At 61.8% G+C, this 15,200-nt stretch carries 10 protein-coding genes; 6 read left to right on the forward strand and 4 right to left on the reverse strand.

Annotation, left to right across the window (positions count from 1 at the left end):
* Positions 1-56 precede the first annotated feature (56 nt).
* From KTR60_RS22570 to KTR60_RS22580, 3 genes are all read left to right on the forward strand, one after another.
* Positions 57-1,307 (forward strand): MFS transporter, encoded by a 1,251-nt coding sequence (locus KTR60_RS22570; protein WP_007733614.1) that lies wholly within the window; start codon positions 57-59, stop codon positions 1,305-1,307.
* Positions 1,308-1,323: 16 nt separating this feature from the next.
* Complete coding sequence (locus KTR60_RS22575) at positions 1,324-2,991, forward strand: amidohydrolase (RefSeq protein WP_003939773.1); 1,668 nt, start codon at positions 1,324-1,326, stop codon at positions 2,989-2,991.
* A 93-nt stretch (positions 2,992-3,084) separates the two neighbouring features.
* Positions 3,085-3,744 (forward strand): LppP/LprE family lipoprotein, encoded by a 660-nt coding sequence (locus KTR60_RS22580; RefSeq protein ID WP_003940243.1) that lies wholly within the window; start codon positions 3,085-3,087, stop codon positions 3,742-3,744.
* A gap of 94 nt (positions 3,745-3,838) precedes the next feature.
* Here KTR60_RS22580 and KTR60_RS22585 read toward each other — a convergent pair whose 3' ends face one another.
* Positions 3,839-7,294: an indolepyruvate ferredoxin oxidoreductase family protein gene (locus KTR60_RS22585; protein ID WP_042921773.1), complete on the reverse strand. Its 3,456-nt coding sequence runs from the start codon at positions 7,292-7,294 to the stop codon at positions 3,839-3,841.
* A gap of 321 nt (positions 7,295-7,615) precedes the next feature.
* Here KTR60_RS22585 and KTR60_RS22590 point away from each other — a divergent pair, with 321 nt between their 5' ends.
* Positions 7,616-8,371 (forward strand): MerR family transcriptional regulator, encoded by a 756-nt coding sequence (locus KTR60_RS22590; RefSeq protein WP_228401280.1) that lies wholly within the window; start codon positions 7,616-7,618, stop codon positions 8,369-8,371.
* Between the two features lie 6 nt (positions 8,372-8,377).
* Here the strand turns inward: KTR60_RS22590 and KTR60_RS22595 are convergent, their stop codons facing one another.
* Positions 8,378-10,897: a helix-turn-helix transcriptional regulator gene (locus tag KTR60_RS22595; protein WP_065351322.1), complete on the reverse strand. Its 2,520-nt coding sequence runs from the start codon at positions 10,895-10,897 to the stop codon at positions 8,378-8,380.
* A 364-nt stretch (positions 10,898-11,261) separates the two neighbouring features.
* Between KTR60_RS22595 and KTR60_RS22600 the strand changes: the two genes are divergently transcribed.
* Together KTR60_RS22600 and KTR60_RS22605 are read left to right on the forward strand one after the other, a co-directional pair.
* A complete protein-coding gene (locus tag KTR60_RS22600; protein ID WP_228402298.1) occupies positions 11,262-12,263 on the forward strand; it encodes a helix-turn-helix domain-containing protein in 1,002 nt (333 codons plus the stop codon).
* Positions 12,264-12,313: 50 nt separating this feature from the next.
* Entirely contained in the window at positions 12,314-12,748 is a 435-nt protein-coding gene (locus KTR60_RS22605) for a hypothetical protein (RefSeq protein ID WP_054188914.1), read from the forward strand.
* Between the two features lie 582 nt (positions 12,749-13,330).
* Here the strand turns inward: KTR60_RS22605 and KTR60_RS22610 are convergent.
* Positions 13,331-14,194 carry a class I SAM-dependent methyltransferase gene (locus tag KTR60_RS22610; RefSeq protein ID WP_007733954.1) on the reverse strand — a complete coding sequence of 288 codons (864 nt, stop codon included), beginning with the start codon at positions 14,192-14,194 and terminating at the stop codon, positions 13,331-13,333.
* A gap of 93 nt (positions 14,195-14,287) precedes the next feature.
* Positions 14,288-15,190: a hypothetical protein gene (locus KTR60_RS22615; RefSeq protein ID WP_054188915.1), complete on the reverse strand. Its 903-nt coding sequence runs from the start codon at positions 15,188-15,190 to the stop codon at positions 14,288-14,290.
* Positions 15,191-15,200: the final 10 nt, after the last annotated feature.

Consider the following 15,200-nt stretch of genomic DNA (forward strand, 5'->3'; position numbering starts at 1 on the left):
CATCACGCCACCAGGGGTCGGTTCAGCCACCCCCTTCAGGACATGGGGTTGCCCTAGTGCCGATCAACGCTTCGACGAATACGCAGTCCGACCGGGTTCCACTCACCGCCAACCGCGGTATTGCCGTCTTCAGTATCGGCGTCATGGGGTTCATCACCGCGAACCTCATCCCCCTGATGATCGTGGCAATGGTCGAGGACCTCGGTGTCACCGAATCCGCTGCCGGTGCCGTTCTGACCGCATCGCTGCTGGTCTGCGCCGTCACCTGCCTCGCCACCACCCGAATCGCCTCGGGCCGGCATCGCCATCTCCTCGGCCGCGTCAGCCTGATCGCGATGGCAGCCGCATTCGGCGTTGCGGCCATCGCACCGTCCACGACGATCGCATGCGCCGCGATCATCGTCGGCGGTATCGGCGCTGGTGGATCCGCATCCGTTGGCGGAGCGGCACTGGCCGCGCTCACGAACCCGGACCGGGCGTCAAGCATCAGCGGCCTCGTGAACCGTGTCGTCGTCACAGCCGTCCTCGCTCTCATACCCATCCTCGGCACACACATGACCAACGCATTCGGCATCGTCGCAGTCCTGGCACTGGCTACCGCAGCAACGGTCACCTGGTTGCCGTCGTCCCCGGTGAAAGAGTCGCCGGAGACGGCGAAGTCCGCCAATACGACCACAGCTCTCCCCGCCGGGGTCAGCGCGAAACGTCTCACTTTTGCCGGAACCGCATTTCTCGCGATGCTTGCAGTCTGGGCGATCAGCGAGGACTCGTTGTGGGCAGTACTCGGCATCATGGGTTCCGAGCACGCCGGGCTCTCGGATCAACAAATGAGTCTCGCACTGAGCGCATCAACGGCGGGTGGTGTGCTCGCGGCTGTTACCTTGACCGCGTTGGGTTCTCGGGTCAGTCGGACAGTATCGATCTCCGTGCTACTGATACTCGGGGCAATTCTGAAGCTGTCTGCCGGCCTCACCACCGATCCCACGATCTACCTGGTAGTGGTCATCGCTTGGAACACGATCTACGCGGCCACGTTCATCGTCCTGGTTGCCATCTCGGCCGCGCTCGACGCGGCCGGCCGATGGTCGGCGCCACTACTGGGCACCTACCTCATCGGCTCCGCGTTCGCGCCGCTGTTCGGAACTTCGGTGACGGCCGGCCTCGGGTATCCGACCTTCGGAGTCATCATCTCGGGGATCAGCTTCGTTCTACTGGTCCCGTTCGCCTTGGTTTCCCGACTCTCCGCACGTACCGAAGGTGCGTATCGTCACCACAGCGCCGCCATCACTACTACCGTCATCGCGTAAGGATCACGTAGAAGTCATGAATGACAGCATCACTCACTACCGCAACGGAAAGATCTTCACGGCTGCCGACGACGGATGGGCCGAGTCGATAGTCGTCGAGGACCACAAGCTCAGATTCGTGGGCGAAACCGTCTATGCCGATATCCTGGCTCCAGACGCCGAGGTGATCGATCTCGAAGGTGCCGTCGTGCTACCCGGTTTCGTCGACGCCCATACGCATTTGGTGATGATGGGATTCGCGCTGCAGAAGTTGGATCTGCGTGATGCCGCCGATCTCGCCGACATTCAGTCCAGCATCAAGCAATTCGCGGAATCGAACCCGGACGCACCACGACTGCTGGGTCGCAGTTGGTTGTTCTCCGCGCTGGATGGAGGGCACCCGACGCGAGAGATGATCGACGCCGTCGTACCCGATCGCCCGGTGTACCTCGACGCCAACGACGTACATTCGGTCTGGGTGAACACTGCAGCACTGCGAGAACTCGGCATCGACGCGGACACTCCCGATCCGATCGGCGGTCGTATCGGCCGGGATCCGGACACCGGAGAAGCCACCGGAATGCTGTACGAGACCGCCATGATGCTCTACGTCTGGCCGAAACTGGCGGAGCTCGCATCCGACGAAGACCGGGACGCCGCCCTCGCTCTCGCCTTCCGCCACTATCTCGAGGACGGCGTGACCGGTGCGGTCGACATGGCACTCGGCGCGGACGAATTAGCCTCGCTGGAAAGAGCATTGGACGCAGGAGACGGAACACTGCCGCTGCGTGTCGCGGCTCACTGGCTGATGACCCGCGAGGACAACGAGGCCGACAACGTCGGACAAGTTCACGACGTGATCGAACTCCACGAGCGCGTCCAAGGTCCGTGGCTCCGTATCGCCGGAATCAAGATCATCATCGACGGTGTGATCGACAGCTGCACTGCCGCAATGAAAGAGCCGTACTCGGACGGCACCAACGCCGAGCCCATCTGGGATCTCGAGTCCTTGATCCCCGTCGTGACAGCCGCTGACGCCGCAGGCCTGCAGATCGCGATGCACGCGATCGGCGACGAGGCGTCGGAGATCGGATTGACGGCACTCGAGTACGCGATCGCCGCCAACGGAGACATTCCCCGCAGGCACCGAATGGAACACTTGGAGTCCATCACCCGGGACAACGTCGAAAGGCTTGCCCGCCTGGGAATCATCGCCTCGATGCAACCGGTTCACGCTGACCCTGCAATCCAGGAGAACTGGCAGGCGATGCTCGGCGACTACCGGGTCAATCGCGCGTACCCCTGGCCCGAATTCACCGAGGCCGGAGCGGTTCTGGCGTTGGGTTCGGACGCTCCGACCGCTCCCCACCCGCCGCTGCCGAACATGTTCATCGCCACCACCCGTCGATCCGCAATCGATCCGTCACTGGCACCCAACCTGCCGAAGTACGCACTCCCCCTCGCGGACGCGCTGGCTCACGCAACTCGCGACGCTGCCTACTCGTGCCGGTGGGAAGATGTGACCGGCCAGCTGGTTCGGGGTAAAGCAGCCGATTTTGTCGTACTGAAACAAGATCCGTTCACCGAAGGGGTCGATTCTCTCCTGACCACAGAGATTGCGATGACCGTCGTTGCTGGATCCGTGCGATACGACGCGGCCGGGGCCAAGAGCACCGAAGCACGGAACACCGAGTCCGATAGCTGATCGTTACCGGTTGTTCGATAACGCACGCATGCGGCCCGGCGACAGAACGAAGGAGGGACTTGAACACGTGAACCCATACACTCTGGAGGACGCATGCGCAGGAAAGCTCCGATTTCGGCCGCCGTCGCAGCCGCTGCACTGGTGACGGCCACTGCCCTGACGGTCGCCGGTTGTGGGTCGACCGAAGGAACACCTGAAGCGGCGGCGAGTTCCACGGCAGCCAGTTCAACGGCGTCGGCGACATCGACGGCAAACGAAACCGAGACGACGGTAGCGAGCTCTCCCCCGCCACAATCGAACACCCGCACAAATGCATCCACGACGGCGACTACGACAGCAATCCCCGCTTCGGGTCCCTGTCTCGACGTCGGCTCCTCGCTCGTCACCGACGCCATCGGCACGCTGGGCACCGACATCAACGGGGGCAATTGGATACCGAGATCCGCGAGCGAAGAACAGATCGGGAATTGTCCTGACCTGCTCTGGGTTTCGGTGGACGGCGACGGCGTCGGCGATGCGACTTACCAGTCACACGTCCTGTTCTTCCACGACGGAACATACCTGGGCACGGCTACCAGTGAGCCGTACTCGTACACACACGTCATCGACAGCAACAAGGATTCGGTATCCGTCCAATACCGTTGGCTGCTGGACGACGATGCATTCTGCTGTCCCCAAGGCGGACCGAACATAGTGAACTTCACGTGGAACGGCAGCGCCGTGGTTGCCGACGGCCAGTTCCCGCCCTCCTGAACCTGCCTGGGTCCGAGAAGGCCCTGAATGCAACTGTGCCCCAGCGACGACGGTCACTGGGGCACAGTCTTGTTCGATCTACTCGCCGGCGCTCCTACTCACCGACACCGAGTTCGCGCAGGCGAGTCTTGTACAGCTCGATGTTGCCGAGCTTGATGTCTTCGTAACCGCGAACCACGTCCGGCAGTGCCGCGATCTCGACGGCGCGATCGTATCCGTCGGTTGCGAGCGTACGAGAGAGGTCAGCGATCATGGCCTCGTACTCGGCGAGCAGTTCACGCTCGACCTTGCGGACGTGCATGTAGCCGAAGGGGTCGAGCTTGGTACCGCGAAGCTTCTTACCCTTGGCCAGAACCTTCAGTGCAACATGCGACTTGGGTCCGAGACCGATCTTCTTCTTGCGGCCCATCACTCGAAGGATCGGCGGGTGGAGCTTGTAGGTCAGGTTCTCCCCGGCCGGCACCTGAGACTTGACGTCCTCGATGAATGCGGGGTCGACCAGCATACGAGCAACTTCGTACTCGTCCTTGTACGCGGTGAACTTGAACAGGCCGCGGGCAACAGCCTCGCTGAAATCGGTCCGCTCGGTTGCGGCACGTTCGGCGGTCCAGACTGCCTGAACCTGATCGATGTAACGCTGGGCGATCTTGACGGACTGGAACTCGATGAGCTGCGCTGCACGCAGTTCCACCAGTCGCAGGGTTTCACCGGTGAAGGTGGTTCCGGCGAACATGTGAGCCGGTGCGACAACGGGTTCGCGGACGGACTTGGCCGGCGTGGTGACGGCCGAGAACGCTGCGGTGTCGGCAATTGCTGCACGACCCCAACGGAATGCCGCGATGTTCGCGTCCACGGCAACGCCGTTGATGCCGATCGCTTCTTCGATGGCCTCGGCCGGCAGACGAAGTCCACCGCTCTGGTAGGCAGCACCGATCAGCAGGAAGTTGGCCGCTGCGGTGTTACCGAACAACTCCTGCGCCGCGGCGAGTGCGTCGAACGAACGCAGGGTGCGCGACACCTTGTCGAGACGGGCGAGGAGTGACGTCTCCTCGGGGTAGCGAACAGCCTTGTCGTAGACCATGTCTCCGGTCGGCGTCTGCGACGTCGAGGCGATGGAGACCGTCTTCTCGGCGTTGCCGTAGTCGAGGTTCTTGTTGTCCGTCGCGGTCAGCAGGTCGAAGGCGACGATGCAATCCGCGCTGCCCGGAGTGAGGCGGTTGGACGGCTCGAGCGCGCTGGAGCTGAAACGCAGGTGCGAGACAACCGGTCCGGCCTTCTGGCTCAGTCCGATCTGGTCAAGGCTCTCCACCTCGAGGCCGGCGCGCAGTGCAGCCGTTGCGAGCACCTGGTTGACGGTCACGATGCCGGTGCCGCCGATGCCCGCGAGGAAAACGTTCTGCGTGCTGGTGAGCGGTCCGAAATCGGGGTCTGCGACGACGGGCGGGACGGGACGTGCGGCCTTGGGAGCCTTCTTGCCCGGTACCAATTCGACGGTCACGAACGACGGGCAATCGCCGTCCATGCAGGTGTAATCGGTGTTGCAGGACGTCTGGTCGATCTTCGTCTTGCGGCCGTACTCGGTGTCCACGGGCTGGACCGAGAGGCAGTTCGACTTCACACCGCAGTCACCGCAGCCTTCGCACACTGCCTCGTTGATGACGACGCGAGTGTTGCGAGTGGGCAGCGTGCCACGCTTGCGCTGGCGACGAGCGTCGGCCGCACAGTGCTGGTCGTAGATCAACACTGTGACGCCCTTGATCTCGCGAAGCTCCTTCTGGGCCTCGTCGAGGCGATCGCGGTGCCAGAGCTTGGTGCCCTTGGCCAGAGCGCGCTTGTTGTGACGCGAAGGCTCGTCGGCGCAGATGATGATCTGCTTGACGCCCTCGGTGGTCAGCTTGTGGCTGAGCTGAGCAACGGAGAGGGCACCTTCCGCGTCCTGTGCACCGGTCATCGCTACTACTTCGTTGTAGAGCAACTTGTAGGTGATGTTCACGCCTGCGGCGATGCATGCCTGGACAGCCAACTGACCGGAGTGGAAGAAGGTGCCGTCGCCGATGTTCTGGAACAGGTGAGGCACGTCGGTGAACGGTGCCTGCCCGATCCACTGGCTGCCCTCGCCGCCCATCTGCGTCAGGCCGGTGACAGCGCTGTCCTCACGGCCGGACATGGTGACGAGTGTGTGGCAACCGATTCCGCCGCCGCCGATGGAACCCTCGGGGATAGCGGTGGAACGGTTGTGGGGGCACCCGCTGCAGAAGTACGCGGTTCGCTTGGCGGAGAGCACGTTCAGCGACAGCGGGGCCGGGAGGGTGCGCTTGAGTTCGACGTGCGGCTTCAGTACGCGGCGCAACGGGGCGAGCAGCCGGCCTGCGGTCAGTTCACCACTGGCAGGCATGAGCAGACGGCCCTGGCCGTCACGCTTGCCGATGATGCGAGGGGCATCGTCGGTGCCGTACAGGACTTCCCGGATCTGAGCTTCGATGAACGCGGTCTTGTCCTCGACCACGACGATCTGCTCGAGACCTTCGGCGAACTCCTTGATCTTCTCGCCCACGACGGGGTAGCACATTCCGATGCGAAGGAGACGGATCCCGGCGCGGTGCAGCGCGGCATCATCGACGCCGAGGTCTGCCAGAGCTTGTCGGACGGAGTCGAAAGTTGTACCGGTGGCGGCGATACCGATCTTCGCACCGGAGGGGTTGACCTCGATCACATCGAGGTTGTTGGCAGTTCCGTACGCGTGCACAAGATCCCATCGCGGGCCGTACAGATCGGCCTCGGCGATGACACTGTCCGGCGGCGCGGCCATCTGACGCTGCTTGTAGACGAAGGGCTTGCCCTCGAACTGCACTTCCGGAACCACGATGTCGAAGTCCGCGATGCTGCCGTCGATCGTCCAGGCACCGTCTGCGACGTCGGCGACGATCTTCAGCGCTACGACGCAACCGGATACACGCGAGAGTGCAACGGCGTGCATACCCATCGTGATGATCTCTTCGGCATTGCGTGGGAAGAGAACCGGCACGCCCATCGCGGCAAGCGAGCGCTCGCTGACGGCCGGAACCGTGGAGGACTTCGACGCGGGGTCGTCGCCCACCAGGAGGACGACGCCGCCCTTGGGGTTCACGCCGTACATGTTGGCGTGGCGAATGGTGTCGGTAGCGCGGTCGACCCCGGGGCCCTTGCCGTACCAGACGCCGGTCACGCCGTCGTGGGTCGCGGTTCCGGCAGGGAGATCCGTCTGGCTTCCCCATACCGCCGTGGCGGCGAGCTCCTCGTTGAAGCCAGGGATGAAGGTGATGTCGTGCTCGGCGAGAACCTTGGGCATGCCGTGAAGCATCTTGTCGACGCCACCGAGGGGGCTGCCCTGGTAACCGGAGACGAAGGTGGCAATACGCTTACCTGCCCGAATGTCGCGAACGTGCTGCTCGACGAAGCCGCGTGCAATTGCCTGAACACCGGTCAGCAACACCGGTCCCGATCCCGACCGGTACCGATCATCGAGGTCATAGGGCTTGGCCTGGGCTACGCCCGACACCAGTTCAGTCATCGTGGACCACCGTTCCGTCTGCAGTGCATTTCAACTACCGTGCATTTTCAACAACCGCGTAACTCGATCTGTTCAGATGATCGTGGTCGAGGTATGTGAAAGCGTCAACAGAGGCTTGTTCAACTATTCAAATTGACAATTTGTGAGCCAAATCACGTGACCTAGGTCATCGAATCAATCAGTTGGAGACCCGTTCGTGGCGATACGGCGAAACGGACATAAAACGTTCCCGACAATGCACACCGAGAACTTTCTTGACATTGACGCAACGTCAACTTGCATGCTGAATGAGCACAACCGATCCGAGAGTAGGAACTCCACGTGAGCGAATGGTCCATCCAAGAACTCGCCAAATCCGCAGGTACCACCAGCAGAACGCTGCGTCACTACGGCGATTTGGGACTCCTGGAACCGAGTCGCATCGGCGCCAACGGCTACCGCTTCTACGACGAAGACGCCCTGGTGCGACTGCAACGCATCCTTCTACTTCGGGAACTCGGACTCGGATTGCCGGCCATCGCCGAAGTCCTCACCGGCGAACGCGATACGGCCGCCGCACTGCGTACGCACCTCGAACTCCTCGAGCAAGAGCGCACGCGGATCTCGAGACAGATCGAATCGGTCAACAGGACCTTGAACAAGACGAAGAATGGTGAATCACTCATGCCGGAAGATGTTTTCGACGGGTTCGACCACACCCGATACAAGGACGAGGTCATCGAGCGTTGGGGCAAGGACGCCTACACCAGCGGCGACAACTGGTGGCGGTCGATGTCGGAGCAGGACCGTAAAGCTCATCTGCAATCTCAAGCCGACATCGCAGCGGCATTCGGAAAAGCACTGACAGCGGGGCTGTCCGCGGAAAGCGACGACGTCCACACGATTACCCGAAGACAGTTCGAGTGGATAAAGATCGGTTGGCAGGGAAGGACTCCCAGCGCCGACGCCTTCACCGGGCTCGGCCAGATGTACGTCGACGATCCCCGCTTCACTGCAAACTACGACAAGTACGGAGAAGGCACTGCTTCGCTGGTCCGTGACGCGATGAAGGTCTACGCCGAGCGCAATCTGCACTGACGTCGATCAGTCCTGCCCACTGCCGAGGAGGTTGTGTCGGTGCGCTGCCGCGACAGCCTCTTCCCGGGAATGCGCACCGAGTTTGCGATACAAGGCTCGGAGGTGACTCTTCAGCGTGTTGTTGGATACGAACAACCGCCGCGCGATCTCACCGATCGGAATGCCGAGACCCAGTTCCACGAGAACGTCCATCTCCCGTTTCGTCAATTGGACCCGAACGATGGCCGCCGGATACATCTGCGCCGCTTCGGATTCGAGAAAGGTCGCGACGGCACTGCTCGAGCCCTCGGCCCGATCTTCGAGTTGCCTGATCAGATCACGCGGTATCGTCGCCAGGGCCGACAGGACACCGGAGGTTTCGAGCAGTCCGCGAGCTTCCTCCCATGTACTCGCGGCAGCGGGGATCCTGCCCAGTTCACACAGAGCAGCGCATTCGATCAGCAGGGATTCGAGCCGAAACCTCGTGAGATACTGCCCGCTCCAGTCGATTTCGCGGCACAATTCCAATGCCTGGGACGGCGACCCGGTCAGGAGATGCGCCCGCGCCACGGAGACCGTGACAACTGCAAACGTATGTGGCGCAGCGACTGATTCTTCCAGCGCCTTGGTACCCTCCCCGGACGCCAACAGAAGATCGATACGTGCCGCGGCGAGAAGCGCGTCACCGAGTGATCGTTCACACGGATTCACGTGCCCGTGCGTTGCCACTGCGCGCTGGAGGGAAATCAGCCCCGAGAACGGGTCCGATTGCAGCAGTGCAAATCTGGTGTAAGTGTAGGCCGCGAACGCCCACAGGTCGCCCGGCGGTGTGACCTCGGCGAGTGCGTCCATCGCGGCAGCTCCGGCGTGCAGGTCCACGCTGTCGCACGCCACCAGTGCCCGCGCGATCGCTCCCCCCATGTGCGAGGGCGGTCCCAACCATCCCGAAACGTCCGGGTGTGTGCTTTCCAGGTGCAGCCAGTCTGTCGCGTGCGCGACGTCCCCGATCAGCGCGGAGTTGAGCGCGGCATTGCCTGCGGCGTGACGCAGGACGAACTCCGGACCATGTTGCACCGCACCTTGATAGGCGAGTCGCAATTCCACCGCGGCATCACCGAGGTCACCGGTCAATTGATGCGAGACCCCCCAGATCAGCCGCAGGGCGGGCAGTTGAGACCCCAACGCGCCCAACGACTCGTCGCCGAGTCCGTACACGACGTGCGCCAATTTGCGCGTGATCTCGGTCGAGCGTTGGTACTTACCGGATGTTCTCAGCACCACCGATTGGACAGTTCCGACGTTCAACAAGCTGTGCGCATGCGGACTACCACCTATCGCACGCAATTCCGCCGGTTCCGTCGGTAATGAATCGCCGTTGATCAACTGCGGCCGCAGACGTGATTCGAGCAGGTCACGACCCACCAGAATCGAAGGGTTCGAACTGAGTACGTCACCGGGTATGGATTGCAACGCAGTCCGGACCAATCCGGTGTGATCGACCAGAAGATCAGCCCAGTGGCGCTCGAGTATGTCGAGCACCCTGGTCCACTTGCGTCCGTCCAAGGCGTAGTGAACGGCACCGGCTATATCCGAAGTCCCGAGAGCGTGATCGACGAGTACCTGGAAGGGATCTTCGAATCCATCCCCTTGTTCGGCCCGTATCTGTATGAATGCCAGTCGAACTGACGGCGCGAAGTACCAGGACGGTTCTCCCTCGAAACCATTCCGGAAGATCAGACCGAAAGACTCGAGCAAGTCCAGTTTGCCCTCCACGTCAAGATCGTCGGACAAGACACGAGCGATCTCTGGTGTCACCGTGCGGGCAGCGGCGATCGTAGTCGCGAAGTCGAACAACTCGAGCGACTTGCCCGACCGAGGAGCGGTCCGACTGACGTACGCGTGGATCGCCTGGTCCACTCGCTGCTGAACGCGTTCGCGTCCACGGCTCGGTTCACTCAGCCCCGCAACCGCACTCAGAGCAACCTTCATCAGCACGGGAACGCCGGCGACGCGTTCACAGATCGAATGGACGATGCCCGAGGGAAGGTGAATCCCTGCCTCCGCGAACAGAACGGTGGACTCGTCGAGCGTGTATCTGAGGTCGTTCGCGCACAGGTACTCGTCCACGCGGACGTCTTCGAGCAAGTCCGTCGCAGACCGATCCTGCAGCGTGACGATTACTTTCAATCCGGGAAGCCGCACGATCAGATCCACGATTCGGCGTCCCACCTCGTCACCCTCAACCAGGTCGATGCGGTTGAACACCAACACGAATGGTGCGGGCGACGAGTCGAGGAGTGATTCGATCGCGCCCACTGGATCCTCGCGCATTCGTGGCGGGGCCTCGAGTGATTCCAGCGAATCCTGAATTACTGCGAGCGCGGTGTTCCAGTACTCGAGGGGGGTCATCCGATGCGATGGCGCCGGCACCCAGACTACCGGTCTGCTCGGCACCTGCCCGAGAGTCGTGAGCCACAACGCGGCGAGTTCCGTCTTGCCGAACCCAAGTGGCGAATCGATGACAGTCAATCCCGCCGAGCGTTCCATCAATCCGAGGAGGCGGGGACGAATCGCCGTGGCTCCACGCCCGGCAAGCCGCCTTTGCAGCGTGCCCCTTCCTCGAGGATTTCGCTTTGCTCGAGATAGCTGCGATCGATTCGAAGTGGACGTCATGATGGCCGACAAACGAGCAGTCGATCCCCGCCGAACTCGAGATTTCGTTCGAGCATCGAACTCCCAACCTGTCCACCCATAACGAACAACATAGACAGCTTCGCCGCGACACGCGAGCACGGGCCGTCTCACAAATACGCCCGATTTGTCTCATTATGTGGGCTCGGTCACTATTGACGTCTATTTGCGGGAGAGTGACTGCGACCTGCGGGATCTGACATATCATGCCCGCGTGTCGATGAATTCCGCCCGCATCCGCGTGTCGACCCGATCGGTCGATCCTGCGGACGCCGACGACTTCTGGCGCAGTGTCACACGTCCGTTCTTCGTCACCGACCGAATTGACCCTGACACATCTCTCGAAGGCTCGATCACAGCGCTTTCCATCGGAACCTCGTTGATCGGTCAAACTACCTTCAACGCACAGAAGTACACCCGAAACAATCGGCTGATCGCCGAGAGCGGACTCGACGATGAATACATGGTCCAGGTCGTCCTCGACGGGCAGTTGAGCGGCAACGCCGACGGAGTCGATTTCGTCGCACGTCCAGGCGATGTCACATTCTTCGACCTCGGGCGTACCTGGACCGCCGACGCGGAGGCGGAATCGACAGGGCGCACCATCACGCTCCTCGCACCGCGTTCCCTCGTCGAGGCCGAGTCGAAGGGTCGTTCTCTACACGGGACGGTACTGCGCGGAGTTCCTGCCGTCGTGCTCGCTCAGTGCATGCAATCGGTCGTACTCGCGCTACCGCATCTCGATCCCGATGCTGCGGCCGGCTACGAGGACGTCGTCGCTTCCCTCCTTCGTGTCAGTTTGGGTATCGCCGAACCTGATCTGTCGCCGCGGCCCGATCACTCTCTCCGCGATCGTGCGTACGCCTACATCGCCGAGCATCTCTCGGAGACCTGGCTCGGCCCGACGAGCATGTGCGCAGCATTGTCCGTCTCCCGGGCACAGCTCTATCGCGCATTCGCATCCGACGGCGGAATAGCTCTTGTCATTCGGCGGAAGCGTCTCGAACTCGTCTACCGCGAATTGACCAGAACCGAGATGCCGAACGAAACGATCGAAGCGTTGGCCCTGCGATGCGGCTTCACCTCGAAATCCCAGTTGGCGCGAGCGTTCAAGGACTTCTACGGGATGACCCCGAGCCAAGCCCGAACCGACGGCAGACGCACGATCGGGGACCCGTCGATCGCACGCCTGCACCGCCGACTCGAGTTCTTCAGCCCCTGAATCCGAGATACTCCACAGCCTCGCGAGCGTGCCTGTGTTCTAGTTGATCCATGAGCTGGGTCGACAAGGAACTGAGTCTGGCTGCGCTCACAGGTGCGGTCACAGGTGTCGCCGTGATGATCCCGATAGTCGGCGATGGAGCCTGGTCCTGGGTAGGACTGTTCATACCCGCCTTCATCGGAGCGCTGGCAGGGCTGATTGTCGGCTCGAGCGCTGTTGCAGGTGGGCGCTGCGCCCTGAGAACAAGCCACACATGGCCGGCGCGCACAGTCTGCTGCTGGAAGCATCGGTTCGCTGCGTGCTCTGCCTTGGCGGTGACATTGCTGGTAATCGGAGTGTCCATGGCGGCTGTCGTCGCTACTGGTGACCCGGTGCGAGATGCCGCAGGGTTCCCGATGTCCTTGATCGTACTGGCGGTCATCGCCGCAGTTACGTACGTGTTCTCCTACCTGCTCGCCCCCGCCCAGGCCTCCCAGACGCCGTAAGAACCTCTATTTCATCGCAATTCATCACTCGAACCGCGGAAGCGACGACTGAACTATCCGCACCCGGCAACGAGCTCAGATCACTTCAGCTGGAAATGAACCGGAGAACAAACTGCTCGATGCCTTCCGATATGACCTTGGTCAGCGCGGTGAAGTCGTTCGACCAGCGTTGAATATCCAAGCTGCTCATCACTTTCCTCCGTTCTTCGTCCCGCTGCCCGTGACGCACAACGTAAGCGGGACATTGGGGCGCATTGGAACTATCTGCGAGAACGCGGTTTCCGTTACCAATTGACCGATCGAACAGCGACGCAGGTTCATTCGAACCTGATACTGCAACTTCGCCGAACGGTTGCAACAACGCCGAGCAGAGTTCGAGCGAAAAGCACTATCCACCAGAAGTATTAGCTCGAAAGAACTACGATTAACTCGATTCCTGGACGCACCACATCAGACGCGCCGACTTGCGATAAGGGCGAGCTGACAGGCAACAACCGGGACAAAGCCATCCGACGATCATGCACGAAATACGGCCACGCCGCTCGAGGAGTAATTCGAAGTCTTCCAAGGGATCGGCTCTGCTCACTCACTTCGCTGGTTTCGCCTGGCGACGATGGCGAAGTTCAACGGTATCCGCGGAGAGTGGCTCGGCAGAGTCCATCCGTTGGCGCATGGAACGAGTTCGGGGAAGGCCGGCCAGTCCATATAGGGAAGTTCCGAAACTGATTCGATATGAAGACCCGCATCCAGCAAGGAACCAATGACCTCGCCTAGGTCGTGGCGCCATTCGTGGTTGGCAGTGTGCGCTATCTGCCCATCGGAGGTCCCGGTGTAAGTCGCCGAGTCTTCGTACGATCGCATGCCGCCTCCGGAGAGGTAGTCGTCGGTGATCATCCACGGCTCGAACGCCATTGCGCCGAGGATCGGATGATCGTCCCGGATCTGAAACACCCCACCAGGCTCGAGGAGGTCGTGGATCGACTGAGCCCAAGCGGTGAGTTCCGGCAACCAGACGATTGTTCCGGCACTGGTGACGATCGCGTCGAAACGTCGGTCGATCAGCGTCGAGGCGAATCGCGCATCACCTTCCACCCAGGTGATCTCGCGGTTGTCTGCCTTTGCGATACGAGCAGCGTGGTGCAGAGAGTTGGGTGACAGATCAAGCCCGTGCACGTCGATCGCACCAAGACGCGCCCAGGAGATCGTGTCGATCCCGATGTGGCACTGCAAATGCAGGAGCGAGTGACCTTGCACTCCTGACTGTGGCAGATGCGGGGCCAGAATCGACAAGTCGTTCTGCACAACTGTGGAAATGGTCGCTCTGTTGGCGAGAAACCCGCCGACGTCATACATTTCGGAGCGCACATGCACATCGGCGCGATCGTCCCAATTTGCCTTGTTTCCGGCGATGGCTTCGGCCTCGTGCTTCGCTGCTGCCCCTTGCATGACTACCCCTCCGAGATCGGCCTGAACTGCCTTTCTAACACGTCTGTAGTCGTGTTCGCCGTCGTGTCTTCGAGGACACTTTCGTCTACCGGATCAGAAGGTAACTTCTTCGACCGGTTTCTCCTCGTGGCTCGCCGCGCCGAAGACGGCCACGGCGACGGCACCCGCGATTGCCCCGACGAAGCCGACGACGGCAAGCCATTCCAGGCCCGGTCTCGACGCGTCGCCGAGCACCACGACGCCAACGATTCCCGGAACCACCGTCTCGCCGACAACCAGAGCCGCTGTCGCTCCGTTGACGGATCCCAGTTGCAGCGCCACCGTGTGCAGATAGAAACCGCCCAGGCCCGAGACGAGGATCGCCCAGCCGGCCGGATCGCGGAGCATCGTACCGATTTCGAACGGATCGATTCCGTAGACCACGCGTACGGCAATGGCCAGACAGCCGAACAGCACACCTGAGATCAACCCGGCGACAACTGCTGCGCGTGAGCCCAACCATCGGATCAAACCGATGCCGATCAGCAAGATCAACGCCGAGCCCACGAGGACACCCCAATGGACGACGTCGTTGGAACTCCCACCGCCCGCGTGACCTGACGACAATCCGAGCAGCAGGAGCGATCCGATCACCGCAGCGATCGCGAACCAGTCGCGACGATGCAACTGGATGCCGAGGACCACGGTCCCCAGCACTGCCGTGATGACGAGATTGGCACTGACCACTGTCTGCGACAAGAACAGTGGAATGAGCCGCGCGGAGATGGCACTTCCGGCGAATCCGACCGCATCGAGCACGGTGCCCAGGATGAACGACGCCGTCAGCGCGGCCGCGAACGTCGAACGCAAGGTCGGGCCACCCGACGCCGTCACGTGTCCGGCCTCGCCACGCTGCTCGGCGGCAGCTGCCGACTTGCGCGCGCCGTAGGCTTGCAGCACGGATGCAACGCCGTACCCGACGCATGCCACGATCGCGGCAATCAGTCCGATCAGCATCGAAATTCCA

Origin of the sequence: Rhodococcus sp. C1, assembly GCF_020809065.1 — a bacterium.
Taxonomy (GTDB): domain Bacteria; phylum Actinomycetota; class Actinomycetes; order Mycobacteriales; family Mycobacteriaceae; genus Rhodococcus_F; species Rhodococcus_F qingshengii.